50 protein-coding genes are annotated in these 25,870 nt (G+C 69.1%); 4 read left to right on the top strand and 46 right to left on the bottom strand.

What is annotated here, in order from left to right; all coding sequences use genetic code 11:
* Window positions 1-84: 84 nt before the first annotated feature.
* The 27 genes from AB0I71_RS15360 to AB0I71_RS15230 form a co-directional block, all read right to left on the bottom strand.
* Complete coding sequence (locus AB0I71_RS15360) at window positions 85-723, bottom strand: WhiB family transcriptional regulator (RefSeq protein WP_357584919.1); 639 nt, start codon at window positions 721-723, stop codon at window positions 85-87.
* Window positions 720-1,856: a DNA polymerase III subunit beta gene (gene dnaN, locus AB0I71_RS15355; RefSeq protein ID WP_357584917.1), complete on the bottom strand. Its 1,137-nt coding sequence runs from the start codon at window positions 1,854-1,856 to the stop codon at window positions 720-722. Before dnaN ends, AB0I71_RS15360 begins: the two co-directional genes overlap by 4 nt.
* Window positions 1,853-2,467, bottom strand: a complete 615-nt coding sequence (gene dcd, locus AB0I71_RS15350) for a dCTP deaminase (RefSeq protein WP_357584915.1) — start codon at window positions 2,465-2,467, stop codon at window positions 1,853-1,855. The genes dnaN and dcd overlap by 4 nt, the downstream gene beginning before the upstream one ends.
* Window positions 2,467-3,174, bottom strand: a complete 708-nt coding sequence (gene thyX / locus AB0I71_RS15345; RefSeq protein WP_357584913.1) for an FAD-dependent thymidylate synthase — start codon at window positions 3,172-3,174, stop codon at window positions 2,467-2,469. Before thyX ends, dcd begins: the two co-directional genes overlap by 1 nt.
* Complete coding sequence (locus tag AB0I71_RS15340; protein ID WP_357584911.1) at window positions 3,174-3,527, bottom strand: hypothetical protein; 354 nt, start codon at window positions 3,525-3,527, stop codon at window positions 3,174-3,176. Before AB0I71_RS15340 ends, thyX begins: the two co-directional genes overlap by 1 nt.
* Window positions 3,524-3,820: a WhiB family transcriptional regulator gene (locus AB0I71_RS15335; RefSeq protein ID WP_357584909.1), complete on the bottom strand. Its 297-nt coding sequence runs from the start codon at window positions 3,818-3,820 to the stop codon at window positions 3,524-3,526. The genes AB0I71_RS15340 and AB0I71_RS15335 overlap by 4 nt, the downstream gene beginning before the upstream one ends.
* A complete protein-coding gene (locus tag AB0I71_RS15330) occupies window positions 3,817-4,188 on the bottom strand; it encodes a DUF4326 domain-containing protein (RefSeq protein ID WP_357584907.1) in 372 nt (123 codons plus the stop codon). The genes AB0I71_RS15335 and AB0I71_RS15330 overlap by 4 nt, the downstream gene beginning before the upstream one ends.
* Window positions 4,185-4,607, bottom strand: coding sequence for a hypothetical protein (locus AB0I71_RS15325; protein ID WP_357584905.1), 423 nt, complete (start codon window positions 4,605-4,607; stop codon window positions 4,185-4,187). The genes AB0I71_RS15330 and AB0I71_RS15325 overlap by 4 nt, the downstream gene beginning before the upstream one ends.
* Window positions 4,600-4,815, bottom strand: coding sequence for a hypothetical protein (locus AB0I71_RS15320; protein ID WP_357584903.1), 216 nt, complete (start codon window positions 4,813-4,815; stop codon window positions 4,600-4,602). Before AB0I71_RS15320 ends, AB0I71_RS15325 begins: the two co-directional genes overlap by 8 nt.
* Before the next feature lie 7 nt (window positions 4,816-4,822).
* Window positions 4,823-5,017, bottom strand: coding sequence for a hypothetical protein (locus AB0I71_RS15315; protein ID WP_357584901.1), 195 nt, complete (start codon window positions 5,015-5,017; stop codon window positions 4,823-4,825).
* Window positions 5,014-5,205, bottom strand: a complete 192-nt coding sequence (locus tag AB0I71_RS15310; protein WP_357584899.1) for a hypothetical protein — start codon at window positions 5,203-5,205, stop codon at window positions 5,014-5,016. Before AB0I71_RS15310 ends, AB0I71_RS15315 begins: the two co-directional genes overlap by 4 nt.
* Window positions 5,198-5,572 carry a hypothetical protein gene (locus tag AB0I71_RS15305; protein ID WP_357584897.1) on the bottom strand — a complete coding sequence of 125 codons (375 nt, stop codon included), beginning with the start codon at window positions 5,570-5,572 and terminating at the stop codon, window positions 5,198-5,200. The genes AB0I71_RS15310 and AB0I71_RS15305 overlap by 8 nt, the downstream gene beginning before the upstream one ends.
* On the bottom strand, window positions 5,569-6,045 hold the full coding sequence (locus tag AB0I71_RS15300) for a hypothetical protein (protein ID WP_357584895.1): 477 nt from the start codon (window positions 6,043-6,045) through the stop codon (window positions 5,569-5,571). The genes AB0I71_RS15305 and AB0I71_RS15300 overlap by 4 nt, the downstream gene beginning before the upstream one ends.
* Window positions 6,042-6,419: a hypothetical protein gene (locus AB0I71_RS15295; protein WP_357584893.1), complete on the bottom strand. Its 378-nt coding sequence runs from the start codon at window positions 6,417-6,419 to the stop codon at window positions 6,042-6,044. The genes AB0I71_RS15300 and AB0I71_RS15295 overlap by 4 nt, the downstream gene beginning before the upstream one ends.
* Entirely contained in the window at window positions 6,416-6,646 is a 231-nt protein-coding gene (locus AB0I71_RS15290) for a hypothetical protein (RefSeq protein WP_357584891.1), read from the bottom strand. The genes AB0I71_RS15295 and AB0I71_RS15290 overlap by 4 nt, the downstream gene beginning before the upstream one ends.
* Complete coding sequence (locus tag AB0I71_RS15285) at window positions 6,646-7,050, bottom strand: hypothetical protein (RefSeq protein ID WP_357584889.1); 405 nt, start codon at window positions 7,048-7,050, stop codon at window positions 6,646-6,648. The genes AB0I71_RS15290 and AB0I71_RS15285 overlap by 1 nt, the downstream gene beginning before the upstream one ends.
* Window positions 7,047-7,283, bottom strand: a complete 237-nt coding sequence (locus AB0I71_RS15280) for a hypothetical protein (RefSeq protein WP_357584887.1) — start codon at window positions 7,281-7,283, stop codon at window positions 7,047-7,049. Before AB0I71_RS15280 ends, AB0I71_RS15285 begins: the two co-directional genes overlap by 4 nt.
* On the bottom strand, window positions 7,280-7,606 hold the full coding sequence (locus AB0I71_RS15275; protein WP_357584885.1) for a hypothetical protein: 327 nt from the start codon (window positions 7,604-7,606) through the stop codon (window positions 7,280-7,282). The genes AB0I71_RS15280 and AB0I71_RS15275 overlap by 4 nt, the downstream gene beginning before the upstream one ends.
* An 11-nt stretch (window positions 7,607-7,617) precedes the next feature.
* On the bottom strand, window positions 7,618-8,163 hold the full coding sequence (locus tag AB0I71_RS15270) for an HNH endonuclease (protein ID WP_357584883.1): 546 nt from the start codon (window positions 8,161-8,163) through the stop codon (window positions 7,618-7,620).
* Window positions 8,160-8,504 (bottom strand): hypothetical protein, encoded by a 345-nt coding sequence (locus AB0I71_RS15265; RefSeq protein ID WP_357584881.1) that lies wholly within the window; start codon window positions 8,502-8,504, stop codon window positions 8,160-8,162. Before AB0I71_RS15265 ends, AB0I71_RS15270 begins: the two co-directional genes overlap by 4 nt.
* Window positions 8,505-8,509: 5 nt before the next feature.
* The gene (locus tag AB0I71_RS15260) at window positions 8,510-9,391 is read right to left on the bottom strand and encodes an exonuclease domain-containing protein (protein WP_357584879.1); all 882 of its coding nucleotides are present in this window, start codon (window positions 9,389-9,391) and stop codon (window positions 8,510-8,512) included.
* Window positions 9,388-10,479, bottom strand: coding sequence for a hypothetical protein (locus tag AB0I71_RS15255; RefSeq protein WP_357584877.1), 1,092 nt, complete (start codon window positions 10,477-10,479; stop codon window positions 9,388-9,390). The genes AB0I71_RS15260 and AB0I71_RS15255 overlap by 4 nt, the downstream gene beginning before the upstream one ends.
* On the bottom strand, window positions 10,479-11,360 hold the full coding sequence (locus AB0I71_RS15250) for a hypothetical protein (protein ID WP_357584875.1): 882 nt from the start codon (window positions 11,358-11,360) through the stop codon (window positions 10,479-10,481). The genes AB0I71_RS15255 and AB0I71_RS15250 overlap by 1 nt, the downstream gene beginning before the upstream one ends.
* Complete coding sequence (locus AB0I71_RS15245; RefSeq protein ID WP_357584873.1) at window positions 11,357-11,524, bottom strand: hypothetical protein; 168 nt, start codon at window positions 11,522-11,524, stop codon at window positions 11,357-11,359. The genes AB0I71_RS15250 and AB0I71_RS15245 overlap by 4 nt, the downstream gene beginning before the upstream one ends.
* 103 nt (window positions 11,525-11,627) lie before the next feature.
* On the bottom strand, window positions 11,628-11,888 hold the full coding sequence (locus tag AB0I71_RS15240) for a hypothetical protein (protein WP_357584872.1): 261 nt from the start codon (window positions 11,886-11,888) through the stop codon (window positions 11,628-11,630).
* Window positions 11,888-12,151, bottom strand: a complete 264-nt coding sequence (locus AB0I71_RS15235) for a hypothetical protein (protein WP_357584870.1) — start codon at window positions 12,149-12,151, stop codon at window positions 11,888-11,890. The genes AB0I71_RS15240 and AB0I71_RS15235 overlap by 1 nt, the downstream gene beginning before the upstream one ends.
* Complete coding sequence (locus AB0I71_RS15230; protein ID WP_357584868.1) at window positions 12,148-12,531, bottom strand: hypothetical protein; 384 nt, start codon at window positions 12,529-12,531, stop codon at window positions 12,148-12,150. The genes AB0I71_RS15235 and AB0I71_RS15230 overlap by 4 nt, the downstream gene beginning before the upstream one ends.
* Window positions 12,532-12,665: 134 nt before the next feature.
* Between AB0I71_RS15230 and AB0I71_RS15225 the strand changes: the two genes are divergently transcribed.
* Entirely contained in the window at window positions 12,666-12,917 is a 252-nt protein-coding gene (locus tag AB0I71_RS15225; protein ID WP_357584866.1) for a DNA-binding protein, read from the top strand.
* 5 nt (window positions 12,918-12,922) lie between these two features.
* Here AB0I71_RS15225 and AB0I71_RS15220 read toward each other — a convergent pair whose 3' ends face one another.
* The 17 genes from AB0I71_RS15220 to AB0I71_RS15140 form a co-directional block, all read right to left on the bottom strand.
* Window positions 12,923-13,192: a hypothetical protein gene (locus tag AB0I71_RS15220; protein ID WP_357584864.1), complete on the bottom strand. Its 270-nt coding sequence runs from the start codon at window positions 13,190-13,192 to the stop codon at window positions 12,923-12,925.
* Window positions 13,189-13,461, bottom strand: coding sequence for a hypothetical protein (locus AB0I71_RS15215; RefSeq protein ID WP_357584862.1), 273 nt, complete (start codon window positions 13,459-13,461; stop codon window positions 13,189-13,191). The genes AB0I71_RS15220 and AB0I71_RS15215 overlap by 4 nt, the downstream gene beginning before the upstream one ends.
* Window positions 13,448-13,807, bottom strand: a complete 360-nt coding sequence (locus AB0I71_RS15210) for a hypothetical protein (RefSeq protein ID WP_357584860.1) — start codon at window positions 13,805-13,807, stop codon at window positions 13,448-13,450. Before AB0I71_RS15210 ends, AB0I71_RS15215 begins: the two co-directional genes overlap by 14 nt.
* A 34-nt stretch (window positions 13,808-13,841) precedes the next feature.
* Window positions 13,842-14,117, bottom strand: a complete 276-nt coding sequence (locus tag AB0I71_RS15205; RefSeq protein WP_357584858.1) for a hypothetical protein — start codon at window positions 14,115-14,117, stop codon at window positions 13,842-13,844.
* Entirely contained in the window at window positions 14,114-14,419 is a 306-nt protein-coding gene (locus tag AB0I71_RS15200) for a hypothetical protein (protein WP_357584856.1), read from the bottom strand. The genes AB0I71_RS15205 and AB0I71_RS15200 overlap by 4 nt, the downstream gene beginning before the upstream one ends.
* Window positions 14,406-14,792, bottom strand: a complete 387-nt coding sequence (locus AB0I71_RS15195; protein WP_357584854.1) for a hypothetical protein — start codon at window positions 14,790-14,792, stop codon at window positions 14,406-14,408. Before AB0I71_RS15195 ends, AB0I71_RS15200 begins: the two co-directional genes overlap by 14 nt.
* On the bottom strand, window positions 14,789-15,292 hold the full coding sequence (locus tag AB0I71_RS15190; RefSeq protein WP_357584852.1) for a hypothetical protein: 504 nt from the start codon (window positions 15,290-15,292) through the stop codon (window positions 14,789-14,791). Before AB0I71_RS15190 ends, AB0I71_RS15195 begins: the two co-directional genes overlap by 4 nt.
* On the bottom strand, window positions 15,289-15,567 hold the full coding sequence (locus AB0I71_RS15185; protein WP_357584850.1) for a hypothetical protein: 279 nt from the start codon (window positions 15,565-15,567) through the stop codon (window positions 15,289-15,291). The genes AB0I71_RS15190 and AB0I71_RS15185 overlap by 4 nt, the downstream gene beginning before the upstream one ends.
* A 49-nt stretch (window positions 15,568-15,616) precedes the next feature.
* Window positions 15,617-16,015: a hypothetical protein gene (locus AB0I71_RS15180; protein WP_357584848.1), complete on the bottom strand. Its 399-nt coding sequence runs from the start codon at window positions 16,013-16,015 to the stop codon at window positions 15,617-15,619.
* Between the two features lie 229 nt (window positions 16,016-16,244).
* Window positions 16,245-16,424, bottom strand: coding sequence for a hypothetical protein (locus AB0I71_RS15175; RefSeq protein ID WP_357584846.1), 180 nt, complete (start codon window positions 16,422-16,424; stop codon window positions 16,245-16,247).
* Window positions 16,421-17,464: a hypothetical protein gene (locus AB0I71_RS15170; RefSeq protein ID WP_357584844.1), complete on the bottom strand. Its 1,044-nt coding sequence runs from the start codon at window positions 17,462-17,464 to the stop codon at window positions 16,421-16,423. Before AB0I71_RS15170 ends, AB0I71_RS15175 begins: the two co-directional genes overlap by 4 nt.
* On the bottom strand, window positions 17,461-17,613 hold the full coding sequence (locus AB0I71_RS15165) for a hypothetical protein (protein ID WP_357584842.1): 153 nt from the start codon (window positions 17,611-17,613) through the stop codon (window positions 17,461-17,463). The genes AB0I71_RS15170 and AB0I71_RS15165 overlap by 4 nt, the downstream gene beginning before the upstream one ends.
* A complete protein-coding gene (locus AB0I71_RS15160; protein ID WP_357584840.1) occupies window positions 17,610-17,906 on the bottom strand; it encodes a hypothetical protein in 297 nt (98 codons plus the stop codon). Before AB0I71_RS15160 ends, AB0I71_RS15165 begins: the two co-directional genes overlap by 4 nt.
* The gene (locus AB0I71_RS15155; protein ID WP_357584838.1) at window positions 17,903-18,427 is read right to left on the bottom strand and encodes an HNH endonuclease signature motif containing protein; all 525 of its coding nucleotides are present in this window, start codon (window positions 18,425-18,427) and stop codon (window positions 17,903-17,905) included. The genes AB0I71_RS15160 and AB0I71_RS15155 overlap by 4 nt, the downstream gene beginning before the upstream one ends.
* A gap of 210 nt (window positions 18,428-18,637) precedes the next feature.
* The gene (locus AB0I71_RS15150) at window positions 18,638-18,826 is read right to left on the bottom strand and encodes a hypothetical protein (protein WP_357584836.1); all 189 of its coding nucleotides are present in this window, start codon (window positions 18,824-18,826) and stop codon (window positions 18,638-18,640) included.
* A complete protein-coding gene (locus AB0I71_RS15145; RefSeq protein ID WP_357584834.1) occupies window positions 18,823-19,017 on the bottom strand; it encodes a hypothetical protein in 195 nt (64 codons plus the stop codon). The genes AB0I71_RS15150 and AB0I71_RS15145 overlap by 4 nt, the downstream gene beginning before the upstream one ends.
* Window positions 19,017-19,277, bottom strand: coding sequence for a hypothetical protein (locus AB0I71_RS15140; protein WP_357584832.1), 261 nt, complete (start codon window positions 19,275-19,277; stop codon window positions 19,017-19,019). Before AB0I71_RS15140 ends, AB0I71_RS15145 begins: the two co-directional genes overlap by 1 nt.
* Before the next feature lie 207 nt (window positions 19,278-19,484).
* Here AB0I71_RS15140 and AB0I71_RS15135 point away from each other — a divergent pair, with 207 nt between their 5' ends.
* Window positions 19,485-19,913 (top strand): helix-turn-helix domain-containing protein, encoded by a 429-nt coding sequence (locus AB0I71_RS15135; protein ID WP_357584830.1) that lies wholly within the window; start codon window positions 19,485-19,487, stop codon window positions 19,911-19,913.
* A gap of 12 nt (window positions 19,914-19,925) precedes the next feature.
* Here the strand turns inward: AB0I71_RS15135 and AB0I71_RS15130 are convergent, their stop codons facing one another.
* Window positions 19,926-20,576, bottom strand: a complete 651-nt coding sequence (locus AB0I71_RS15130) for an MBL fold metallo-hydrolase (RefSeq protein ID WP_357584827.1) — start codon at window positions 20,574-20,576, stop codon at window positions 19,926-19,928.
* Window positions 20,577-20,581: 5 nt separating this feature from the next.
* Window positions 20,582-21,298: a maleylpyruvate isomerase family mycothiol-dependent enzyme gene (locus AB0I71_RS15125; RefSeq protein ID WP_357584825.1), complete on the bottom strand. Its 717-nt coding sequence runs from the start codon at window positions 21,296-21,298 to the stop codon at window positions 20,582-20,584.
* Between the two features lie 257 nt (window positions 21,299-21,555).
* Between AB0I71_RS15125 and rsgA the strand changes: the two genes are divergently transcribed.
* Window positions 21,556-22,599, top strand: a complete 1,044-nt coding sequence (rsgA, locus tag AB0I71_RS15120; protein WP_357584823.1) for a ribosome small subunit-dependent GTPase A — start codon at window positions 21,556-21,558, stop codon at window positions 22,597-22,599.
* A gap of 328 nt (window positions 22,600-22,927) precedes the next feature.
* Entirely contained in the window at window positions 22,928-25,867 is a 2,940-nt protein-coding gene (uvrA, locus tag AB0I71_RS15115; protein ID WP_357584821.1) for an excinuclease ABC subunit UvrA, read from the top strand.
* The last annotated feature ends 3 nt before the right edge of the window (window positions 25,868-25,870 follow it).

Below are 25,870 nucleotides of genomic sequence, written 5' to 3'. Positions count from 1 at the left end.
ACCTCGATCGATGGCTGGTGGGGGATGGGTGAGGGCGCGGCCCGCCATCAGCAGGACCACGCCCCCGTCTATGCAGGTCAGCGACTACACCGCCACCGCCTGCCTCTCCGCCTTACGCTTCGCCGCGAAATCAGCAGCCCGGCGACGCTCCGACGCGGCGCACGCCTCATCCACCGGCTCATCACGTCGCTTATGCCGCCGGTAAGCGGCATTCGTTCCGCACGGCGCCAACTCGGACGGCTGCTTGCGATACCCGCCGCCGTTCGCATACCGGGACACGATGTTGTGCTTGCGGCGGCATTCCTTCACCTCCCACACCTTCCAGCCGAGACGGGCGGCGATCTCCGGGTCGGTGTGGCCGTCGGCTGCGAGTTGGGCAACGGCTTCTACTTCCTCATCCCGGTTGCGTCCGGTGCGCTGGTCGGCGCACCGGTCACAGGAGGCGTGCTGCGCGCGACGCGGGACGCACGGCAGCCGGCAGTGGTGGCAGGGCCGGGCAGTTCGGCCGGCGGCGATGCGTGCCCGCTCGACCGTGGTGAAACCACCCCACACACCCCACGGCTCGTCGGTTTGGAGAGCGAGTAGGAGACAGGTGTCGCGGGCGGGGCAGGTGGTGCATCCGGTTTTGGCCGCCTGCTCGCGGTCCGGGTCGTACCACTGCTCGGGGTCGGTTGAGCAGGGAAGTGTGGTGGTGCGGCGGCTGGGGAGGGTGGCGGTGGTCATCGCTGTACCCGGATGGGCATGATCAGGTATCGGTGGAGGTTGCCGTCCGACTCGGCCGGGCTGATGACGGCCGGCTTGTGGGCGTCTACGAACGTGAGCCGGGCGTCACCGCCAACCGTGGTCAGCCCGTCGATGAGGTACTGCGGGTTGAAGCCGATGGTCAGCGGCTCGCCGGCCTTGTAGTGGCCGATGGTCATCGTTTCGGAGGCGCGTGCCTCCTCAGCACCGCCTGCCTCCACCACGAGCGTGTCGGATCCGGGCGTGAACGTGAGCAGCACCGGCGTGGACCGTTCCGCGACCAGCGCGACCCGCTTCACCACCTGGACGAGGTCGTTTGCCGGGACGAGCGCCGACGCAGCGACGTCCTTGGGGAAAAGGCTGCGGACCGGCGGGTAGTTGCCGCCGTCCAGCAGCCGCGACGTGGTCTTCCGCCTGCCGTCGGCGAACCCGACCAAACCGTCACCGCCCGGCGCCGCAGACACTTCGATCGTGGATCCGGTCCAGGTCTTCGCCGTCTCGGTGAGCACCTGCGCCGGGATGAGCAGGTCTATGGACAGGTCCGGGTCGGTGGCGGTGAATGGGCATTCGACGACGGTGAGCCGGTAGCGGTCGGTGGCTAGCAGGGTCACCTTGCCGGGCCGGAACTCGGCGCGGACACCAGTCATCATCGGTAGGGCTTCGTCCCGGCTGGCTGCAACAGCAGCCCGATTGATGGCTGCCGCAAACGCGGCAGTGTCGACGGTGCCGATCGTCTCCGGCAGTGCGGGCAGGGTGGGGTAGTCCTCGACGGGCATGGTGGGCAACGTGAACCGGGCGGACCCGCACACGAGTTCGAGATGGGTGCCGGCTGATGCGAGTTCGACGGGCTTGTGGGGGAGTGCCTTCACCAGCGCGGACAGCAGACGACCGGACACCAAAGCGTCGCCGGGATCTTGGACGGCGCCGCGCGCCCACGACTCGTGTGACACTTCGTAGTCGAAACCGGACACGGTCACCCCGTTGTCGGTGGGACCGTTGTCGGCGGCCCGGAGCAGCAGCCCACCGAGGACAGGAACCGATGCCCGGTTGGGGAGAGCGCGGGCAGCGTCGAGGACAGCAGCAGCGAACGCGTCACGTTCTACGGTGGCTTTCATGCGGTGGTTCCTTCCGTCGGAGCGGTCGAGGTGGGCCAGGTGCGCCAGCCGACATGCGACCGCGAGGCGGTCGGGCCGCGCTGACCCTGGTAGTGAGACGACAGGCCAGCAGAGCCGTACGGGGCTTGGGCGGGGCCGGAGAGTGTGAACAGGCACAGTTGGCCGATCCGCATGCCCGGCCGCAGCAGCAGCGGACGCGGATTGTGGTTGACCAGTTCCAACGTGACATGGCCGGAGAAGCCCGGATCGATGAAGCCTGCGGTGATGTGAACCGCCAACCCCAACCGTCCGAGGCTGCTCTTGCCCTCGACGCGGGCCGCCAACGTGGCATCCAACGTGACCTGCTCGACCGTCGAGGCGAGCAGCATCTGACCGGGCAGCATCAGATACCCGCCGTCCGTCATAGCGATCGGCCGCATGTGCTGCGGTTGGGCGGGGTCCACGATGTCGCCGGGCATCCACGCATCGGGGTCGACTGCCGGCCACACAAGCAGATGCCGATCCAGGCGGACATCGATGCTGGACGGCTGTAGTAGGGCAGGCTCGTACGGGTCGACGCGGAGCCGGCCCGATTGGATGGCGGCGATGATGTCAAAGTCGCAGAGCAGCATCACTCACCGGTCCCGAACGGCTCGGCGGGGAAGTCCTGGAACACGTTCGGTGCCACCTCGCGCAGCTCGGCCAGCACGAGGCCAGCGAAACGGCGGATCTCGGCGTCGGCAGCCACATGCCAGCGGCGTCGCAGCACGTCACGCCATCCCCTGAGGTTGGCGGTGATGACGAACTGGGTTTCGGTCATGTTCGGCAGCACCGCACGGGCCGCCTCACGTGCCTGCTTACGCTTCATGCCTTCGCTGGTGAGGACGTTCACCATGCCCTCGTAGACGCTGCGGGCCGAGGCGGCGACACTGCTGAGGCCGGCGTTGGCTCCAAAGTGGTCGGCGACGGCAGGGGGCACCACCATGGCGGCGTTGGCTTCGTCCACGTACCGCTGCGAGACGACACTGAGTGAGATGTGCCGGTGGCGGCTGAGTTCCGTCAGCAGCGACCGGGACACGCCGGTCACGTAGAAGGTGGCGGTGGCGTGCTCGACCACGGATTCGTGCTGCTGGCGGAGGATGTTGGCGAGGTAACCGGCGTTGGTGGCGGTGGCCGGGTTCGGCTTCTGCCAGGACTTGAAGCAAAGCCTCCCGGCAGCCTCGGCGAGCGCCTGCCCGCCTTCGGCGTCAGTGGTCCATCCGGTGAGCTTGCGCATCAGTTCGGCGTTGAACGTGGTCCAGCCGATGAGGTGGACGGCAGGCTGCACGAATTCGGGCATCAGGCTGCCTTCCCGCTGTCGCTGAACACCGGAACCGGCGGCTTCGGCCCGTCCGGGTCGGGTTTGCGGGCACGCTTCCGTTCCCGCCCCAACCACTGCACGCCCGCGTCGGTGACCCTCATCCGGCCGCCCGGCAGCAGGGCAAGCCAGCCCTTGTCTTCGGCCGCGTACACGAGGTCGTTGACGTCGCGGCCGGTGCGCCGGTCGATGTAGTCGAGGCCGGGGGTGAGGTGGATGTGGCCGTTGTTGGCGGCAATCAAAATGCGTTCGAGGGCGCGGTAGTCCATGGGCTGTTCCTGGTGGGTGGGGCCCGCCCCGGGGGTGGGGCGGGCCATGCTGACAGTGGTGGTCATGCGGCGGTCACCTGACGGATGCCGCGACGGATCAGCGCTTCACGCTCCTGCTCGGTCATGCCTCCGGCGACGCCGTGACGCTGACCGGATTCGAGCGCCCAGTTGAGGCATTCCGTCCGGACGGGGCAGCGGCGGCACACGGCCTTGGCTGCTTCGGTCTGGGCGAGGGCGGGCCCGGACGTGCCGACCGGAAACCACGTCTCCGGGTCGTAGTCGCGGCAGACGGCCTGGTTGCGCCACTGGTCGCCGTGGTCGCTGCTGCGCCGGTCGACGGTGAAGTTGAGGCGGCTCACCGCACACCTGCCGGGATCCGGGCCGCGTACTCCAAAAGCACATCGGCGTGGCAGGGCTGCCCGGCAGGACACCAGCACGCGAGGTTCTTGCCCGCTAGGTCTCCGCGCAGCAGGGCCGCCTTGAGGGCAGCGTGGGCGTCGATCAACTCCCGGTCCCAGAACAGGGGGTGCAGGGTGTCGTGTGCCAGCCACTCGCGGAACATGGCGACCAGCTCGGTCGGGGTGTAGTAGCAGCGGATGGTGGGGCCGCAGAACTCCTGGCCTGCCTTGAACGGGTTTCCGTAGACGGTAGGGCGGCCGACATAGATCGTGTTCTCCGGCATCCGCCAGCCGGCGATGCGCTTGCGCTGGATCCGCTGCGGGCTCACGCGGCCACCACCACAACGGCGGCCGGCTCATCCACCGGCGGGAACATCGCCGCGATCCGCAGCGCAATCGCGGTGAACGGCGGCGGCGCACCCAGCGTGTAGTCAGCCGACTTGGCGGCCTGCTCCAAAAACGCGGCCACCTCGACCGCCACATCCGGATGCCACGCCGCCATGTGCGCCACATCCCCGGCGGTCGGCCGGGTGCAGTCGCCGCACAGCGTCTCCTCCTGGAAGTGGAAGATGATGCCGGTGCGGTAGCCGTCTTGGGTGGGGCCGCCGAACAGCATCGGCGAGTTGTCGTAGCCGACGGCACCGGACCAGCCGTGCGGCAGTGCGCCGGAGGGGGTGGCCGCGTCGGCGAGGTCGCGGATGCGTTGGGCGGCGTCGCGGAGGATCTGGGAGGGCTTCGGGTTAGGCATGGGCCACCTCCTGGGTGGGCGTCGGGGTGTGGTTGGGGTCGGTCACGTCGGTGCGGGTGGCCTGCTGCCAGGCGCGTAGCTGGTCGGCGGAACGGCGGGCAGCCTCGTGTTCCTGCACCGTGAGGGCGGGGAAGCCGCGCACGATCGCAGCCGTGGTGACGTCACGCTGGGCGTCACGGACCGCAAACCAGATGCTGTCGGGGGTCATCGCATGCTCACTTCTTGACGGCGACAACGGCCGCTGCCACCGCGAGGAAGAACAGGGCGACTCCGGTGGTGATCCACACCGGAGACAGGACCCACAGCCACGACCAGTCGATGAAGCCGGTCAGCTTGAGGGTGATGAAGACGATGGTCAGCAGGCCGACGAAGCCGACACCGCCGCTGTTGCTGCTTGAGCTGTTGTTCATCGCAGGGCTCCGTTCGTGTCGTTGACGGCCCGCGCCAACGCGGCCGACAGTTCGAGGGCTTCACGGCGGGTGAGTGGCCGGGCGTTGAGGTAGATGTCCCCGTTGTGGATGGCGACGGTGTAGCCGCCACGGCCGGTCGTGAACGGCAACGGCATACGAACCGCGTCCAGCTCGGCAAGGTCAGCCACGGGTCACCGCCATGCGTGCGACCGGGCGGCGGATCGCCTCCAACTCGGCCACGATCCGACCCGAATACCAGTCACGCGGCTTCCACACCGCCGCGTCCTGACCGGCCTCAGTCAGCCACCCGATCCACTGCCGCTGCTCCGGGGTGGTCGAGCCGGTCGCTGACTTGAGTTCGCGGAACAGGATGCCGCCGGGTCCGACAATGGTCAGGTCCAGCCAGCCTTTGCCGTCGCCGGACACTGCGGTACGCCAGTTACCGGATTGGGTGAGGCCGGGCCGGAAGTGGGCGGTGTGGACGGTGCCCATCTTCCGGCAGGCGTCGATGATGTGGCGGAGTAGCTGATCCTCGGAGATGGTGGGCGGCTTCACTGCGCCACCTCGATTTCGGTGTACTGCGCCTCAACCTCAGCCAGCACATCGGGGGAAGGCGTCCACAGCCCGAGCGCACCCCAACACGGCACCGGGCGCGGCAGCGGCCGAACATCAGCCAACACCAGATGCACAGCCCTGACCGTGCGAGTTGGGCCGTGATACCAGATTTCGCCCCACGGCTCGCAGCAGCCACCGGCAGCGGCGTGGTGGGCGTCGGCGAGGGTGGCGACGGCGATGACCGCACCAGCACCCGCAACCGTGTGGTCGTCTTGACCGGGGTCGAGTAGCGACACCACGCGCGGGTCCGCGTAGGCGTCGGCCTCAACCTTGGTGCCTTCGTGGATGAGCAGCGTGCCCCGGTGGTGGGTGAGGGCTCCCCGGTTCTCGACACGCTTCGCGCCCGGTGCGGTGGAGGCGATGCAGGGCGCCCATGGGCGGCGGATGGTTATGGCACGAACGGCGGCGGTCACGGCTTGGCCGCCTTGCGGGCCTGCTCGATCGCCTCAGCCCACGTGCCGCTGCTCTCGTACCAGCCGACCGCTTCGGCGTGCGCTTCGATCGCTGCGGCGGCTGCCTCTACTCCGGCGTTGAACGCGCCAGTGATAGCCGGGTCGTCGGCCCGGTACAGGCGCACCACCCGCAGATCCTCACCGTCCGCCCACTCCAGCACCTGCCGCCAGGTGCGTGCGGGCACACCGTCCACCGGGATCCAGTGGTCGACGGTGCCGCTTTCGGCGTCCTCGGTGTCGTCTCGTTCCAACACGACCGGCAGATCACGGCCGGCGGGGTCGAACAGTCCGACAAGGGCACGGTCCGGCGGCTCCGGCATCGTCACGGCGGTCACCGGCCCGCCTCCCGCACGTCGAACCGCAACACCACCTGCTCATCGACCGCATACACCCGCAGCCAACCGCCGTCATTCGGCATCTCGTCCTCAGACAGCCCGTGCACCCGCCGGTAGGTGGCGAGAGCGACCGCCCACGCCTTGTCGAACTCGGAGGCGGGGCAGCCGGTGGGAACAGCCCACTCGTAGGTACGGGTGGTGTACTCGCGGGCGTCGAAAATCGCCATCAGGCCACCGACCCGTCGACCTCGTGAAGGGTTCCCTCATCGGCCAGCAGCTCATGCCACTCCCGAGGCAACCCCGTGTCCAAGTCGGACTCCCACTTGCTCTTGCCCCACCGCTCCGTGCGCTGCCACACCCGGCCCGTCTTGCCGCCACGCACCCGGTTGATGTCCGGCTCCGAAACGGCCAGCCACGACCGTGCCCCGGCCGGCTGCACGTCGAGGAATCGGGCCACCTGCTGCCGGTCCGCGTCGTCGAGAACCACCGAATAGCCGTCCGAGGTGCCCGGCCGAGCAATCCACGCCGACACACGCCCGTCACTCGTGCGCTCGATGGTGAGGTGCGCGCCCCGCTCATCGCGGACCGTCAGCCCGGAAAAGTCGAACTCGATGACCGTGTCCGCGATCATGCGGGCACCTCCACCGGGGACGGCAGGCCGGTCGCCACCGTGTACGCCTGGGCGAGACTCCGCAGTGCTCCCTGGGTGGCTGCGTGGTCGTTGTGCAGTTGGTCGATCACGACCAGCAGCGTCCGCGCATCAGCGGCGAGCAGACCGGCCAGCCACGCCTTCTCACCACCCGGACCGGTTGCCTTCTCCCATTCGGCGACACGGCGGCGAATCGCCGTGATGTCGGCACTCATGCCGGCACCGCCGCCGCAGCGTTCAGCCCGGCCGCCATCGCCTGAGCCTGCGCGAACCGCACCGCAGCCGACTGCGACTCATCACCCTCACCGTCGATGTACGTCTCGAACTCGAACACCTGATCCCCGGACTGGTAGGTGCCCGGCAGTCGCAGGCCGCCGTCCCGCTCGGTGGGGGCCGCAGTGCCACGGGCGACACCGATCCGGACCTCCTCCTCCGGGCCGAGGTCTTCGGCTGCGTCCTCTGCGCTCTGGTACACCCAGCCGTCGGGGGAGGCCAGGTAGGCGATCCACGGGCTGTTGTTGCTGGTCTGGTTGGTCATGGTTTGCCTCCTCAGGCTGGGGTGAAGTCGTTGCGGTTGGGGGAGAGGAAAGTCAGAGAGCCGTCGGCGGCAAGCAGCACCCACCCGTGAACGGCATGATTGATAGGCGCCTCGGCCGGATCCTGGGCTTGACGCACCAGCCACCCGTTCGCGTACGCCTCAGCCCGGTTCTGCTCGACACGGCCGTGACATCCGGACACACCAGATCCGTGCAAAAGCACAAGATTCTGCGGACCGTTCGTGTCGGTGCGGCTACTGCCACCGGCAGCCCTCGGCCTGCGGTGATGCACAGAGAAGTCAACGCCCCGCACACCCGACACCGGCAGGCCGCAGACCGCGCACCCGTTGTGGTCGCGGGCGGCCACCGTCTCGACGGTGCTCTTGGCAGGGCCGGTGTCACGCGGACGCTTCGGCTTCGCATCCTTCACGGCGGCGACGCGGGACAGGCCGGCGCCGCTGTTCGTCAACGTCGACCACGGACGGGACACACCCTGCGCGGCCAGCTCAGCGGCACGCTTCGGCGACATCGGACGCAACGGCGAACGGCGCTCCATCACCGCTCACCAACCCCGGCCGTGGCATACATCGCCCGGATCGACGCCCCCACCGATTGGAGCGCACGAAGCTCGTTCTCCAACGCCTTCGCCTGCCGGTCCGCGTACCGGTACGCCGCATCCGCAACGTCCCGCGCCTCACGCTCCTTCACGGTGGCGATCTCAGCGGCGTACCTGCGCTCATGAGCAGCCCCTTGATGGGCCATGTAGGCGCGAGCGAACGCCGCGTCGTACTCCCGATCGGCGGCGAGGAACGCCCGATACCGGGTGTCGCACACCGTCACACCGTTGGCGATCCGGTTGGACACCTCACGGATGGCGTCCTCCACGGCAACCGGGTTCATGACGGTCACCGGGCACCGCCGTACGGGCGGATCGGCCAGTCGGTGGTGACATCCCCTGCGCGCTGCCGCAGATCCTTCGCGTCCGCCAACGCCGTCTCACGCTCGGCGTCGTCGGTGGCACGGGTCGCCCGGTGCTCCAACTCGTTCGCGGTCCGAAGCCAGTACTGGGCGAGCCCTTCGGCCTGCTCCGCATACCAGCCCACCTGCGCGGCGTGCACCTCGGCGAGGGTCAGCTTCCCGAACTCCTGAAACCCGCGCACAATCCGATCCGGGTAACGCCGATCCGCGTACACCTCGGCGACCGCGTACGGGTCGGCCAACGCCTGCTGCGCCCGCTGACCGATCCGGAATGCCACCCGGGCAGCAGCCAGAGCATCAGCCGTGCAGTCATGTGCCTCATCGATCCGCGCCCCATAGGTGGCGCACAGGTCGGTGAGCTTCCGCTTACCCGGCCGGTACCGGTCGAGGGCCTTGTCGATCACCATGGGGTCGATGACCGGGCCGATGGGCTGCCCGCCGAGCCGGTCGTTCAGCGTCGGCAGGCCGTGGCGGCGCAGTTCGCGGTCGAGCAGCGTCAGATCGTAGGGGGCGTTGGCGATCACCAGCGGGATACCTGCGGTGAGCGCAGCGGCCAGGTCGGCGGCGATCCACTCCAACTCGGCGGTCGGCTCCTTGCCCTCCGCTTGTACCCGCTCCGTCGTCCACCCGTGCACCTCGGCAGCAGCGGCAGGCACCTCCACGCCCGGGTTGATGACGGTGGAGCGGATCAGCGGGTGACAGGCTGGTTCGATCTTCACCACGGCTGCGGTGACGATCCGGTCCGACTCGACATCCACGCCGGTCGTCTCGCAGTCGTAGGTCAGCATCAGCCCCTTGTGCCAGGTCATGCCGCAGCCTTCGCCGTCTCGATCGCCGACAGGAACCGGCGCATGTCCTCCGCCGTAGCATCAGCCGACGACCGGCCCACCACCTCACAGAAATTCCGCCCCAACTCCTCAGCGGTGTCCCACGGCGACGCGGCGAGAATGTTCGCCCACAACTCGTTCAGGTCATCCCCAGCCGGCACCTCAGCGGGCGCGGCAGGGGCAGGCTGCGGCGGGGTGGGCTGCGCGGCGAGGATCGTCGCCCGCTTCGCCTCCAACACCGTCAGCAGATCCGCCGGGATCTCCCCACCGTGCTGCTGCTTGATCTGCTTCGCCACGTCGTACAGCGCCTCAACCGACCTGGCCGCATCGATCAACGCCGTGTAGTCAACGGCAGCGGCAATCGCCACCCGCACGTCACCAGCGACAGCGGCAGCATTGCGGGCTGCCACCAACTCCTGCACCCGACCCGACATCAACTGCTTCGGCGTCAACTCGTCCACATGCAAGGTCGGGACAGCGAAGTTGAACGTCTGCGGCTTCCCATCCACCTGCCGGGTCACCGTCCGCTGATCCAGCACCAGCCGTCCCGGGATCGCACCCTGCGCCATCGCCAACAACTGCGCGACACCGGGCAGCTCGACGGCGGCGTAGTAGGAGCCGGTGTCGACCCGCCACGCCCCCATACCGGGGATGTCTTCCAACATGACCCGCAGACGGGTGTGCATCTTGCAGTCGCGGGCGGCGGGGTCACACAAGCAGTTGTTCTTGCTGATCTTCTCCTGCTGGCCGTCGCAGCGCCGCAGGCAGCCACCCTTGGACCACATCTCGTACCACTGGGACTCGCCCGGATCCTGCGGCGGGATCAGCACCGGAACCTCGGCGGTGTCGGTGATGACCTGCCACTGCTGGGAGCCACGCGGCGGCTGCCACGGCTCCACCGTGCCCCCGTACTTGGCGGCAATCTGCTCGATCAGCACCTTGCGAGGAGAGGTGAAGCGAAGCCGATCGAGCTTCGTCGGCTTCTCGCGGCCGTTCGCGGCGCGAGCCTTCACGCCGAGGCGGATACGGCCAACTTCGGTTTGGCTCAGTTGGAGCCCCAAGATAGGCATCAGTCGGCCTCCTTCATGGTCACGGGGCGAGAAAGAACGCTGTTCAGGGGTGCGGCCAGGCCCTCGACGACGCGGCACATGTGCACGAAGTAGGCGAAGTTCGCGTCCGACAGGTGGACCTCGCGCATCTGCACCCGCTCGGGGCGGATGTGCACGATCAGGCCGCCCTTCACTTCGGGCATCGGCTGCTCGGTGCCGTCAGGCAGCAGTACGGCGTCGGCGTTGGCGTAGGCCACCACCTGCCAGCCGTTCGTCAGGTACACGCTGCGGCTGGCCTTGTAGTCGTCGACCAGCGGCAGCCCGGTCAGGTGGGCGAGCTGCTTCGGTAGCCGCGACTGCGCAGTGAAGCGGAGGATCGCGTCGAGAGTCCCGCCGAAGCCCCACTTGCGGGAGATCACGGTGATCTCGGTGGCCAGGAACTCGGGCCGGTACCGCTCATACCAGCGGTTCCACTGGTCAACCAGCGGCTTCGCGTCGTCATCGACGTGCACACCTGGCCCGTGCAGGACGGTGTGTTCGGCGGCGTCGTGCAGTTTCGTGCCACGCTCGGCGGCGGCGTCTCGTTCCTGGTTGTGCCGGTCGGCCAGCCAGAAGGTGACGCAGTCCCGGCAGTTGCCGCACGCGTCATCGGTGCGAGTGGAGTTGCACAGCGGGTGCCGTGATGCCCGGTTGAGCATGGGCAGGTTGTCGAATGCGGCGCGGGCTGCGAGGCCGGCAGCCCAGTCGGTGAGCCCGAACTTGGCGATGTGGCTGAGGACGGTGGTGACGGAGATGAACCGTTCACCGGTGACGGGGTGGATGTACCAGCGGTGCCCGGTGTCGGGGTTGGTGAGAGACGACGGCGGGCCGGGTTTGGTGTGTGGTTCGGCGGTGATGGTCACTGGTCGTACCTCGCGTCGTCGTCGAGAAAGGCGCGGATGCATTCCGGCCGCAGGCACAGGGCCAGCAGCCCCGGCAGCAGGTCACCGCACGTCGGACACGGCACCCCCAACCGCACAGGCGGGGCGGGCACGGGGGTCGGCGGGGTGGCGACGGCGGCGGTCACAGCGCGTCCCCGATGAACAGCCCGGACAGCGGCAAGTCATGCAGAACGCAGCCATCCGAGTCGGGGCCGTCAGCGGCTGGGAGGCAGGAGCACAGCGGATCGGTCATTGCTGCTCACCGGCCAAGTCGACGCCCTCACGCTTGAGGTATGCCGCAAGCTGGGCGGCGGTCGTGTTGTGCGCGAACGTGACCGTGGCCCCGCCAGGCATGACCGCCTCGAAGCGGTAGTCGTTCTCAGGCAGGTTCGGGGGCCCGAAGAGGTTGGCCGCAGCCTCTTCGCCGAACATCTGCCGCGCCTGCTCGGCTACGTCAATGAGGCGCACCGGTACGGGCAGCCGCCAGTCCTGCGGGTTCGTGTCGGCCATCACGGCACCTCCGGTCCGTCGCAGTCGCCGCAGTCCGGGCCGGTTGAACCCTCCGGGCCGCAGAACCGGCACTGCGTGGCCAGCCACGCGATCCGATCCCACTCCAACCCGTCCAGCAGCAGGCGGCCCGCGTCGGCCTGGCACTGCTGCTCGTAGGCGGCGATCAGAGCGAGGTCGCCGGGCTGGGCGGGTGCACCGTCATCGGCGCGGGCGAGAGCGTCAGCGGCGGCAGCCAGAGGGTGAACACGAACCGGGGCGGTCACAGTCGCTCCCCACCCGTCACGTTGCGCATCGTGCGGATGTCCTCTTCACGCGCCGACAGCATCAACCGCCAGTGGCCGTCGATCTCCGCGTGCAACTGGACGCGCGGCGCACCACCCTCGGCCGGCATGTCGAGTATCGAGCGGGTCATGGCCATGCCCCGGTGCGGGTACGTCACCTGATGGGCGGGGATCGTCTCGACGTGACCGGACATCCAGGTGATCTGGTACTGCTGGATCGGGCCGTAGTTGAACCAGGTGCGGCCGTCGGTGTCGCGGTGCTCGCCGTCGTGGTTCGGGGCGAGGATGCAGGGGGTTTCGTTGCGGGTGCTGCGGTGGTGGCCACACAGCAGGTCGGCAACGGTCAGATCGGTTCCGGGCATGACTCATCGCCTCCGGTGGCGGAAGGAGTTTGGGTTTGGGTGCTGGTCAACAGACCAGCTAGTCACTTCACTAGTGTGCACTGCCTTGCCCCCATAGTCAAGAGACAAGTAGTCTCGTCACTATGTTCGCGACCATGACGAAGCCGCTGATGGGGCAGTTCGAGATCGCCGAACGCCTCGGCATCAGCCGTCAGCGCGTTCAGCAGCTCGTTGCCCGCGCCGACTGGCCCAAGCCGTACGTCACCTTGGCCATGGGCAAGGTGTGGCACACCAAAGACATCGAGGCGTGGATCAGCCGGCACCGCCCGAACGACACCGGCCCCGAGGAAGACGAACGAGACACGCCGCCTGGCCGTCGACACGGGCGCACCAAGCACGACACCTGACCCGCTCACAGGTCACCTGCCGCCAGTTCGGCCGCCCAACCCGCCAGCACCCCGGCGCGTTCCGCCAGCCTGCCCACACACGGCGGACACCACGACAACCCAGCCGGCGGACTCGCTGGCATCGGATCCACGATGATCGGCTCCGAGTTGCGGACACCCCACCCGTGCACCCCGCACAAGGCGGACCGGCCCGGAAACTTGCCGTCCTCCCGCATGATGTGCAGCCGGGTCGTGCGGGCCAACTGGTAGCCCCGGTAGAAGGCGCGCGTCGTCACCGGCCACCGCCGACCGGCTCGTAGTGCACACCCGGGCAGCCCTCAGCGGCGTGAACGTCCCCCACCTCGGCGCAGCCCGCAACCGCGATCGACAGATGGTCGGTGCAGGTGTTGAGGAACACCCAACCCCAGCCCTCCGCCCGCCCGACGACGTGTTGGGTAGCGGGCTGTCCGCACGAGGGTTTGTCGAGGTCGGCGGAGTAAGTGCACTCGGTGGACCGATCTTCGGCGGTCGGAAGCCCCACGAACGGGCGCTTAGTCACGGCCATCAGCGTCACCTTGTGGCAGGCCGAACGAGCGGCAGCCGATCATCGACCCGCCCAAGCTGCGGACCGCCTCATCCGGCACCAGCAGATCCCGGCGGTCCCGATTCGCCAACCCCACCACCAGCGCCACCACAAACCACACGCCCGGCTCGGGCGGCGGCAGGTTAGACGACCCGTGATGGCGGACCACGTTGACCGGAATGTCCACACCGCCGTACGTGACAGGCCGCGAAGCGCGAACCCGGGTCTTGTCGAGCGGCGCACGCATCTCGGCAGGTGCGGGCGGGATCACGGCGATCGGCTCGACGCTGCCGGGCTCGATGCGGTCCGGACAGTCGGGCGGGTACACGTGCATGTCGTGCGGGGTCAGGTTGACGATGCGGTCAGCCACGGCGGCCGTCCCGCTGCTGCGGCACCACCGACGCCCGCCCCACCGCGAACCCGCGATACCGGCTGTCAGGGCGCGGCTCGCCCGTGCTCGGATGCCACTTGCCCTTCGGCACCCCATACGCGGCGCACACCGGCCCCACCTCGGCCACCAGCCGGCGGTACCGGCGACGGCGGATCGCCCGCACCAACATCCCCACACCGGCCGCGATCAGCAGCCCGCCGATCACGAAGCCGAACCTGCCCGGATCGACCCACTGGATGCCGTTCACCTCGGCACCTGCCGTGTGTCGATGACGGTGGTGATGTCGTCTGCCGTCTCGCGGCGATACCCGGCAGCGCACACGGTGCCGGTTGAGTGGGGCCGGTTGCGGCGCGGCAACTCGACCGTCTCCGCCGACTCCACCGGCTCCTCACCGCCACCAGCCTTGGTGTCGGGCAGCATCACCCACACCACCGCAGCCATCGCCAACACCACCAACGCCACGGCAACCCCGAACGCGGTCAAATAGTCCAGCGGCGTGATCGTGTACACCTCGATCGGCCGGAACGGGGGCGGGTTAGACAGCAGCATTCGGCGACTCCTCAACAGACGTGGGCGTGGTTCCGGGAATGGCGGGGGACAGAAGGGCACGCAACTCGGCCGCCCGACCGGTCGGCAGACAGTCAGACCAGCGGATCGCCGTCGACACCCGGTGCGCGATGCGGTTACCCCACACCCGCTCCGCTTCCAGGTCGCGGCGCTGCTGCTGATGTGCGGCATCCAACGCCTTCGCCTCCGCGCGCAGCGACGCGATCTGGTCACCCAGGCGGCCAACCTGCTCCACCCGCCGGGTTTCGGACTCGTGCAAGCCGCGCCGCAGCCGGGCACACTCGTGCCGCAGCGACTCCACCTCGGCGGCCAGGGCACGACGCGACGCCCACCACAAACTCAGACGACCGGTCACCGGCTGGCCTCCTGTACGGGCAGGAACGCGGTGTCCTCAAACCGCAGCCCTTCGTTCAGGGCACGCAGGGCTGCGGCATCGTCGCGGATCTTCCGGTCGAACGGCACCGACAGCGACGCCCGCCCGGCAGCCGGGTACGGCAGTTGCGCGAACGCCTCATCGACCGGCCGCATGTGATCCGACAACACGACCGGCGCCGACGCGACCAGCCGATCCGACTGCGGGCGAGGCATCGGGCGGGGCGGCAGCGTCAAGTGGTGCCACCAGCGCAGCCGATGCCTGGCCACACCGCGACGCTCACCCGAACCCAACGCGGGGACGGCACGAGCCCAGGCCAGTAGCCGCCCGTACTCGGCTTCGATCTGCTCGTTGTCGCGGGCCGGCACGATGATGTCCGACCAGACGAGACGGACGATCGCCGCCACCAACACCAGAACCGCGATGGCGATGACGGCGGCGTGGCCGTAGAAGATGATTTGGTCGATCAGTGCCGGCTTCACGCGACCACCCGCTGACGTGTGAACGCCTCCGGCATCTCGTTCTTGCCGTTCGGGGCCCGGTGCCGCACCACGCCCGGACGCGGTGAGTAACGGCCCTTGTTGACGCCCGGCTCGTTCGGCAGGGGGATGCGGACGGTGGGTCCGTCCACCTCGCGTGCCCGGTAGAGGCGGCTGCCGTCGGGTGTTGCGGCCCGCCCGGTGACCGCCTGGGAGGGCTGGACAGCGGCGGCTTGCCGATTACGGCCAGTGACGTACCGGATTGCGTTATGCAACATGCTTCGCGTTCGGGAGTAGTAGAGAGTCACGAGTCCCCCTCAGGACGGGTCAAGCAGCGGTGGTAGACGGACGCGGCGTGGTGGCGTCCGGAGAAGCAGCAGAGGCGGGCTTGCGGTCCAACTCGGACCAGTCGGGGCGGCGATCGGCAACCATGCGGGCCTCATCCGCCCACCGGTCTTCATGTGCGGCCGTCCACGCGTTGTCGCGGGCGTCCTCCAACGCCGTCACATACGGCATCAGCGCCCGCAGCTCGTCACGCAGCTCGGCGACCTCGGCCCGCAGGTCGGCGACGGTTTCATCTCGGTCGGTGCGCCGCATCCACCTGCCGGCGGCATAGGCGGGCGCCACCTGCAACGCCACCGCGATCAGCCAGAAGTCAGCGAGCGCACATCCGACCGACACGGCGAACGCAGCCACGGCGGCGGCAACACCAGCGCGGGCGTTCACGACGCCACCCCACAAGGCAAACCGTCACGGCGCCGGGCCTCACAGATCGCCTCCGACAGCCGATCCAACTGCCAACGCCGATCCTCAACCTCCGTAGCCGGCCGAACCCGCCACACCGGACGCTCCGACCGGCCCACACTCGGGGCGAACAGCGCTGCACCAACCAGCAGCGCACCCGCCGCTACCAGCAGCACAGCACGCACCAGCCCGATGTGCGCGGCCAGCCCGGTCACCGGGCACCCCCGGCGGGCAGGATTTCGACCCGGCGCACACCCGCCCGCACAAGCTCCAACTCGGCCAGCCGGTCACGCAGCCGCTCCACCTCGGGCATCTCGTCCTGCCCGAACGGCACCACCAACGGCGGACGACCCTCGGTGGCGGAGGTGAGACGCAGAAGCTGGGTAGTCACGCAGCCACCCCCGACCGGCATCCGTACGGCGAGCAGCCGTCCGGGTCGCCCAGTTCGGCGAGGGCGTCGAAGATGTCTGGCGACCGGTCGGCCCACTCCTTGCGGGTCACCCGGTCGATGGGTGCGATCGACAGTGGAATCCGACTGCGGTGAAGAAACGCCTCGCCGTCTAGCGGCAGCCCGCGCGCACCGCCCTTGCGGATCGCCTCATCGAAGGCGACGGCGTCAGCCCACTCGTCGGGGTGGTTGTCGCGGAGTTCGCGCCACTGAGCGTTGCCGTGGAACGGGCACCCGATGCAGGCACTCTTGGCGGTGTCACCCCACCCTCGGGCAGCAAGCCAGCGTTGACAGTCCTTGCGGGACATGCCTAGGTCGAGCAGCGGATACCGCTTCCGGATGTACGAGACGCCGTCCTTGTCGGACACGCGGCCGATCTCATCGGTGGAGAACCCGATCCACTGCTCAGCAACACGCCCCTTTGGTACCCGCCGAAAGTCAGGTGCGGCTGCACCCAGCAACTCACGGACCTTCCGCCCGATCGGGGCCAACTTGTACTCACTCGTGCACTGCCTGCGACCCATGCCAAGTGATCGGGTGGTGCCGTTGCAGAGAGGGCAGAGCGTCGTCGGGTTTTCCTCGGCCGGAGCCTCAGGCGACCACCACATCGGGTCTTCGCCCGGCATCGGCTGACCTTCGCCGGTCACCTCGCCCGGGTTGACACTCCCGGAGCCGTCGCAGCGGGTGCAGCTTCCGGTCGGGCCGAGCACGAAGTACGGCACCGACGCGTACCGGTGGGCGGGGTCGAGACTGTCGTGTCGCAGGTTGCCGTTGCTCACCCGGTACAGGGGGATGCCGGCCGCGTCGAGTACCTTGGCGAGCCGGTCAAGGTGGTCGTACACCTTGCGGGGCTCCCAACCGGTGTCGGCGAAGATCGCGCCGTCAACCTTGGGCAGAGTGCCGTCGGCGGCCATCAGGGCGAGCACGGTGGACTGCACCCCGGCGCCCAGGGACAGCAGGCGAAGGTCCGGAGACTCGGTCACCACAGCCACCACCCCGACAGTGCGCCGTGGTCGATCGCGTACACGCCGGCAGCCACCAGCACAGCGGCGGCAGTGCCAGCGACAGCCAGCAGACGGTTGGTGTACCGCTCATCGGCGCGGCGACGCTCCTGCGTACTCAGAACAGTCACGCCGCCACCTCGCGCCACGTCGTCTCCGACCCCGCCCACTCGCGGCGGTGATCGAAAACGTCCGGGCAATCGAACCGGCCACACGGGCAAGCCGTCGGCGGGCAGCGGTCACAGCCCGGCTGCGGGCGGGTGTGAATCTCTGTGTGCGGCGGCACCGGAACGCGGGCAATCTCAACGGCCACCAGCTCGGCCGTCCACGCGTCATCGTCAGACCACGACGGCAGGTGGCGCGGGTTGGCCCGGATCTCATCCAGCGTCCGAAGCGCAGGGAAGCCGCCGACAGGAGGCATCATGCGATCACCTCCGCGCAAAGGCGGCAGCCCGGCCGTGGCTCGTGATGCACCAGAAGGTGGGCGACTTTCTTGCGCTCTCGGCCGTCTCGCCTCGCCTGCCTGCGACGGTCTGCCGCGCATTGCCGACAGACCCTGACCTTGCTGTCCGGGTTGTTGGAGCGCCTGCGCACCTTCGTGTTCAAATCGTCGAACTCGTGGCCGTTGTCGCAGTGCGTTCGCATGGCGAACTTCGTGGATGCCGCGTTAGGGGCGCGTAGGGTGTTCTCCCGAGGCGTCACCACCTCTAGGTGATCGACCCAGTTGACGCAGTTGCGGTTACGGCAGCCCTTCGCCAACACATGGTCGAGATGCATGCCTGGGGGGATCGGGCCAACAAACTCTTCGTACGCAAAGCGGTGGGCTCCACGTCCAGCGAAGTAGCCGTAGCCCGCCGGGTTCAGTGGGCCAGTCCAAAGCCAGCACCCTGACGCATCCGGTCGAACTTGGGCAATGAAACGTTCTACGCGCGGAAGGTCCAGCATCCGGGCGGCGCGGTACTCGGGGGTGCGTAGGAGCGCTACGTAGCAGCTAGTGCACCTACCTCGACGCGGGGCTGGCGTCTCTTTTCCGCACTCATTACATGTGCGGTAACTTGTAGTAGTCATCGATCCGATGTCCTCTCGCTCAGGTATCGGTTGTGGTGGCGGCGCGTCAGACGCTCACCGGTGGGCCCCGGTGGGCGTCTCGCCGTTTCAGGAGCTGTTGGTGCGTTCGGCGCGCTGCTGCTTGAGGTGGAGTGCCTGCGCCCGCTCCCACAGCACCAGCCGGGCAGTGGCCCGATCCGGCACCCACAGCGGCCAGGCGTCGCCCATGTGCACGAGCAGGCCACCCGATGCCAGCGGCTCAGCGGTGCCGGCAGACATGCGCAGGGGAGTGGTCATGCGGCGGCCCGCCTCGACGACGGGACATGGGAGGCGACGGCGTTCCGGTCGGCGGTCGCGTTGGCGGCCGGCAGGATCCGCGCCAGCTTCGCCAAGGTCACGTCGGTGACCGGCCAGTCGGCGGCCTCTGCGGCGGCGAGCCGGTCCAGTTCCGTTTGCAGGGCGGGGTCGTCGAGCTGGTAGCGGGGCATCAGGCCGCCTCCGCCATGCCGCCGACGTTGAACAGTTCGTCGATGCCGATGCCGGTGCGGGCGCGGACCTGGAAGGCATGCCGCATCTCGCTGGTGGCGGGGTTGTCGAACAGTCGGTGCAGGGTGCGCAGGGGCACGCCGGTGATTTCGGCGACCTCTTCCTGTGTGGTTACGCCGAGGGCGTCTTTGACCCGCTCCCAGCGGAGCGCGGGCGACACCTCGGGTCCGGGGTGTGCATCGGGCCTGGAAACCTCGTACATAGGGGCCAGCATGTCACACGTGACATGCGCGGGGCAACAGAAACCCGACCGTGGCGAAAAGTTGTGTACATCGATGAGTGACGGCATGATTACACACAACACGCCCAGGCCACGCCGCAGCGACGGGGAGAAAACCCAATGCGTCACACACGACAGGCGTCACATACGAGTGGTGGAAATACGCACCAGTACGCCTATCGTGACCCCGTGGCGGCAGAACAAAACGAAAGCGGGAAACGCTTCGCGCGTCTACTCCGCGAATACCGGGCAAAAGCAGGACTACGACAAGAAGACGTAGCCGAACGGTCAGGCGTCAGCCTGTCCACCATTCAACGCTGGGAATCCGGCCAAGCACGCAACCCGAAACCAGACGAAGTACAAGCAGTCTGCCGGGTACTCGGCCTATCCACCGTCACCGCCGGTGTCGCCCTCGGCTACCTGTCACCCGCCGACGTCGAATACCTACCCCCACCACCCCGACCGCAAGACCCCACCGTCGGTGAGGCCATCAGCATCCTCGAAGACGACGCCATGCCCGACGAAGCACGTCGGGCCGCCCTGCACTACCTGCAATACCTGCGGTTCCAGCACAGCACGAAGCCCGACCCCGGCAGGCAAGGTCGGGCCGTGTCCTAGTCGTCTGGGGGGCTACCAGCCGCGTGCCCGCCACTCGCCCAGGTGCGGACGTTCCGCGCCGAGCGTCGAGTCGTTGCCGTGGCCGGGATAGAACCACGTGTCGTCCGGCAAACGGTCGAAGACCTTGCCCTCTAGGTCGCCCATAAGCTGCGTAAACGCGTCCGGATCTGTTGTCCGCCCAGCCCCACCGGGGAACAGGCTGTCTCCGGTGAAGAGGTGCGCGACGCCGGCCGGATCGCGGTAGAGCAGCGCTATCGACCCGGGGGTGTGGCCCCGGAGGTGGATGACCTCCAGAGCGCAGTCGCCGACCGGCACGACGTCGCCGTCGGTGAGGGTCTGCGCCTCGATCGGCAGCCCGTCGGCGTCGTCGGCGTGCACCAGCGCCCGGGCGCCGGTCTTGGCCACCACTTCCTCCAGACCCACCCAGTGGTCCATGTGCTGATGGGTGGTCACCACCGCGTCGAGCCCCGCGTCGCCGATCAGCTCCAGCAGGCGGGGTGCCTCGTTCGCGGCGTCGATCAGCACCTGCTCACCGGTGTCGGTGCAGCGCAGCAGGTACGCGTTGTTGTCCATCGGACCGACCGACACCTTGGTGATGGTCAGCCGGTCGAGTTCGCGTACCGCAGGCGGGCCGCCGGGGGTGACTTCTCCGCTGTAGGTCATGGCTCCTAGATCCATTCGGGCGGGCGGGGCAGTTGTCCGTCGGGGGTGACGGTCAGCGCGGTGCCGGGGTCACGGCCGGTCAGCCACGCGGCGAGTTCGGCCGCGGAGCCGGCGATGACCGGTGCCTGCGCCCGGTCGCCCAGCACCAGTTCGTGGCTGCTGCCGTCGAAGCGCAGCACCATCGCCGGTGCGTCGCCGCGGTCGGCGAAGCCGCTTGTCACCTCGTGCAGCAGGCGGTGACCGAAGTCCGGTGACCAGTCCGCGGGCCGGTACCCGGCCGCCAGGTCGACGTGGTGGATCTCCAGCTCCCGCAGCCGACCCCAGACGAGCAGGGCCGCCGGCCACGAGCCGTTCCGGGTCTCGACGGTGGCACCCCAGGCCGGCACCGGCATCGCGGCGACGGCCTCGGCGAACCGGTCCGCACTGCGCCGCAGGTCGTCCAACTGCTCCTCCGGGGTACGCACGGCGCCCGCCTCGATGTCGGCGGTCCGGGCCGCGGCGCTGGCGTACATCGGGATCCGCTCGCCGGTCCGTGCCGAGGTGAGCAGGTTGACGAAACCGTCGGCATTGCGGCAGACGTGGGCGAGCACGTGCCCTCGGCTCCACCCGGGCAGCAGGGACGGCGCGGCGAGGTCGGCGGCGTCGAAGGTGGCCGCCGTCCGCAGCAGGCGAGCCGTGGCGTCGGCCACGTCGCCGGTCAGCAGGAGCGGATCCATCGTCACGTTGCTGACCCTAGCGGCCCCGCGCCCACCGCGTCGCCGGGGAATTCACTTCCGGCGTGGCGTGACCCGACCTACCGTCTGTACCAGCGACTGCCTCGACCCGGGTCGCGCGGCGCGGACGCCTCGTCCGCCGCCTCGCGACCGGTGACCACCGAGGGAGCTCGACCAGGTTCGTGCGTGGCGCCGGAGCGGAGGAGGTGGTGGTCATGCCGGTCACCGCACCCGTGTATCACCCGCACCGACACTAACGAGGAGCCATGACCATCACGTTGACCGCCCTGGGCTGGGACACCGACCGGGCGGCCCATCTTCGACGTATCCGTACCGATCATCGTCCCGGCCGGGTGGCCCGCGTCGACCGTGGCGTCTGCACCGTGCTCACCGGGGACGGGCCGGTGCGCGCCTCGACCGGCGGAGCCGTGCTGGCCGCCGCCGTCGGCGACGCCACCCGGCTGCCCTGCGTCGGCGACTGGGTGCTGCTGGGTGCCTGGCCCGACGGGCGGGTGACGGTGGAGGCGGTGCTGCCCCGGCGTACCGCCCTGATCAGGCGCACCGCCGGCAAGGACGCCAGTGGTCAACTGCTGGCCGCCAACCTGGACGTGGCGGCCGTGGTGGAGCCGGTGCATCCGGCACCGGACGCCGCCCGGATCGAGCGGCTGCTCTCCCTGGTGCACGAGTCGGGTGCCCGGCCGCTGGTGGTGCTGACCAAGACCGATCTGGCGGCCGATCCGGCGGCGGTGGCGCGTCAACTCTCGGCCCTCGCGCCCGGCGTGCCGGTGCTGCCGGTGAGCGCCGAGCGTGGCACCGGACTGGCGCCGCTGCGCGCCGAGGTCGGCCCCGGCCGCACCCTCGGGCTGCTCGGACCCTCCGGTGCCGGCAAGTCGAGCCTGGTCAACGCGCTCGCTTCGGCGGTGGTGATGCCCACCCAGGCGATCCGTCGGGTCGATGGCAAGGGTCGGCACACCACCACCTGGCGGGCGCTGGTGCCGCTGCCCGGCGGGGGTGCCGTGGTGGACACCCCCGGGGTGCGGGCGGTCGGCCTGCTCGACGGCTCGACCGGGCTCGACCGTGCCTTCGCCGACATCGCCGAACTGGCCGCCGACTGCCGGTACGGCGACTGCGGACACGAGGCCGAACCGGGCTGCGCGGTGCGGGCGGCGCTGGGTTCCGGTGCGCTGACCGCCCGCCGCTGGGAGAGCTGGCGTCGGCTGCAACGGGAGATCGCCCACGAGACCCGCCGCCGCGCCACCCGGCCCACCCGCGTGTCCCGCGCCACCCGCCGCACCCCCCACCCCCACTGACCCACCCCCACCCCCACCCACCCACACCGCCCTCCCGCTTCGCGATCATGCAGTTGTGGTTGTTGTTATGCGATGGTTTGTTCGTTTCTGTGACGTGCCACAACTGCATGATCGGCGGTGAGCCCGGGGGTGAGCCGGGGGTGAGCCGGGGGTGTGGCGGGGGAGGGGGTGGGGGTGGTGGGGAGGGGTGGGATGCGCGGCTGGGGGAAGTTGTCGGAGGGCGGGTCTACAGTTGCCGGGGCGCACTCTCCGCGCTGGCACAACCGCTGGCTTCACCTCAAAAGCGGACAGATCTTCCTCTTCATTCTCACCCGGGAGTACACGGACCGTGGCCGACCGTTTGATCATCCGTGGCGCGCGCGAGCACAACCTGCGTGACGTCAGCCTCGACCTGCCCCGGGACGCCCTGATCGTGTTCACCGGGCTGTCCGGGTCGGGCAAGTCGAGCCTGGCCTTCGACACGATCTTCGCCGAGGGGCAACGCCGGTACGTCGAGTCGCTGTCGTCGTACGCCCGGCAGTTCCTCGGCCAGATGGACAAGCCGGACGTCGACTTCATCGAGGGCCTGAGCCCGGCGGTGTCCATCGACCAGAAGTCCACCTCGCGCAACCCGCGTTCCACAGTCGGCACGATCACCGAGGTCTACGACTACCTGCGGCTGCTCTTCGCCCGGGTCGGCGAACCGCACTGCCCGGTCTGCGGCGAGCGGATCTCCAAGCAGAGCCCGCAGCAGATCGTCGACCGGGTGCTGGCGATGGCCGAGGGGACGCGCTTCATGGTGCTCGCGCCGGTGGTGCGCGGGCGCAAGGGCGAGTATGTCGACCTCTTCTCCGAACTCCAGGCCAAGGGGTACGCCCGGGCCCGGGTCGACGGCGTGGTGCACCAGCTCACCGACCCGCCGAAGCTGAAGAAGCAGGAGAAGCACACGATCGAGGTGGTGATCGACCGGCTCAGCGTCAAGCCCAGTGCCAAGCAGCGGCTGACCGACTCGGTCGAGGCGGCCCTGGGCCTCTCCGGCGGCCTGGTGCTGCTCGACTTCGTCGACCTGGCCGAGGACGACCCCGATCGGGAGCGTCGCTACTCCGAGCATCTGGCCTGCCCCAACGACCACCCCCTGGCCATCGAGGACCTGGAGCCGCGGGTCTTCTCCTTCAACGCGCCCTACGGCGCCTGCCCGGAGTGCACCGGTCTCGGCACCAAGAAGGAGGTCGACCCGGAGCTTGTCGTCCCGGATCCGGAGCGCTCGCTGCGGGAGGGGGCGATCCAACCCTGGGCGACCGGCCACAACCTGGAGTACTTCCTCCGCCTGCTGGAGGCGCTCGGCGAGGCGGAGCACTTCGATGTCGACACGCCCTGGCGGGCGTTGCCGTCGCGAGCGCAGAAGACGATCCTGCACGGCTCCGACGACCAGGTGCACGTGCGGTACCGCAACAAGTACGGCCGGGAACGCTCGTACTACACCGGCTTCGAGGGTGTGGTGCAGTGGATCGAACGCCGGCACTCGGACACCGAGAGTGAGTGGTCGCGGGACAAGTACGAGGGCTACATGCGCGATGTGCCCTGTGCGGCCTGCGGCGGTGCCCGGCTCAAGCCCGAGGTGCTCGCGGTCACCCTGGCCGGACGCAGCATCGCCGAGGTCTGCAACCTGTCGGTAGGCGAATGCGCCGACCTGCTGGCCGGCATCGAGCTGACCGACCGGCAGAAGCTGATCGCGGAGCGGGTGCTCAAGGAGATCAACGCTCGGCTGCGCTTCCTGCTCGACGTCGGGTTGGACTACCTCTCCCTGGACCGTCCGGCCGGCACCCTCTCCGGCGGTGAGGCGCAGCGGATCCGGCTCGCCACCCAGATCGGCTCCGGCCTGGTCGGGGTGCTCTACGTGCTGGACGAGCCGTCGATCGGGTTGCACCAGCGGGACAACCACCGGCTGATCGAGACGCTGGTGCGACTGCGTGGCCTGGGCAACACGTTGATCGTGGTCGAGCACGACGAGGACACCATCCGTACCGCCGACTGGATCGTCGACATCGGTCCCGGCGCCGGGGAACACGGCGGTCGGATCGTGCACAGCGGCTCGGTGCCGGCGCTGCTGGAGAATCCGGAGTCACTGACCGGGGCGTACCTGTCCGGCCGGCGGGAGATCCCGACGCCCGCGGGACGTCGGCCGCAGACTCCGGGGCGGGAGCTGGTGGTGCACGGAGCCCGCGAGCACAACCTGCGCAACCTGACCGTGAGCTTCCCGCTCGGCCAGTTGATCGCCGTCACCGGGGTCAGCGGCTCGGGCAAGTCGACCCTGGTCAACGACATCCTCTACGCCGTGCTGGCCAACCAGATCAACGGCGCCCGGCTGGTGCCGGGCCGGCACACCCGGGTCTCCGGGCTGGAGCACGTCGACAAGGTCGTCGGCGTCGACCAGTCGCCGATCGGCCGTACCCCGCGCTCCAACCCGGCCACCTACACCGGCGTCTGGGACCACGTGCGCAAGCTGTTCGCCGAGACCACCGAGGCCAAGGTCCGCGGGTACGGCCCCGGGCGGTTCTCCTTCAACGTCAAGGGCGGCCGCTGCGAGGCGTGCTCCGGCGACGGCACCATCAAGATCGAGATGAACTTCCTGCCCGACGTGTACGTCCCCTGCGAGGTCTGCAAGGGCGCCCGGTACAACCGGGAGACCCTGGAGGTGCACTACAAGGGCAAGACCGTCTCCGACGTGCTGGAGATGCCGATCGAGGAGGCGGCCGAGTTCTTCTCCGCCATCCCGGCCATCCACCGGCACCTCAAGACGCTCGTCGACGTCGGCCTGGGCTACGTGCGACTGGGGCAGCCCGCGCCGACCCTCTCCGGCGGCGAGGCGCAGCGGGTCAAGCTCGCCTCGGAGTTGCAGAAGCGCTCGACCGGGCGGACGGTCTACGTGCTCGACGAGCCGACCACCGGCCTGCATTTCGAGGACATCCGCAAGCTGCTGCTGGTGCTGGAGGGCCTGGTCGACAAGGGCAACACGGTGATCACGATCGAGCACAACCTCGACGTGATCAAGAGCGCGGACTGGTTGATCGACATGGGCCCCGAGGGCGGACACCGGGGCGGCACGGTGCTGGCCACCGGCAGCCCGGAGGAGGTCGCCGAGGTCGCCGAGAGTCACACCGGGCAGTTCCTGCGTACCGTCCTCAAGCTCGACGGGGCGGCGAAGGGCGCGGTGGCCGCCACCACCCGGGCGGCGAAGGCCAACGGTGCCCGGGCCCGGGGCGGCCGGAAGGCCGCCGCCGCGCGCTGACGA

The organism is Micromonospora sp. NPDC049891 (assembly GCF_040660295.1).
GTDB lineage: Bacteria > Actinomycetota > Actinomycetes > Mycobacteriales > Micromonosporaceae > Micromonospora.
This window is presented reverse-complemented; position numbering and strand designations above follow the sequence as displayed.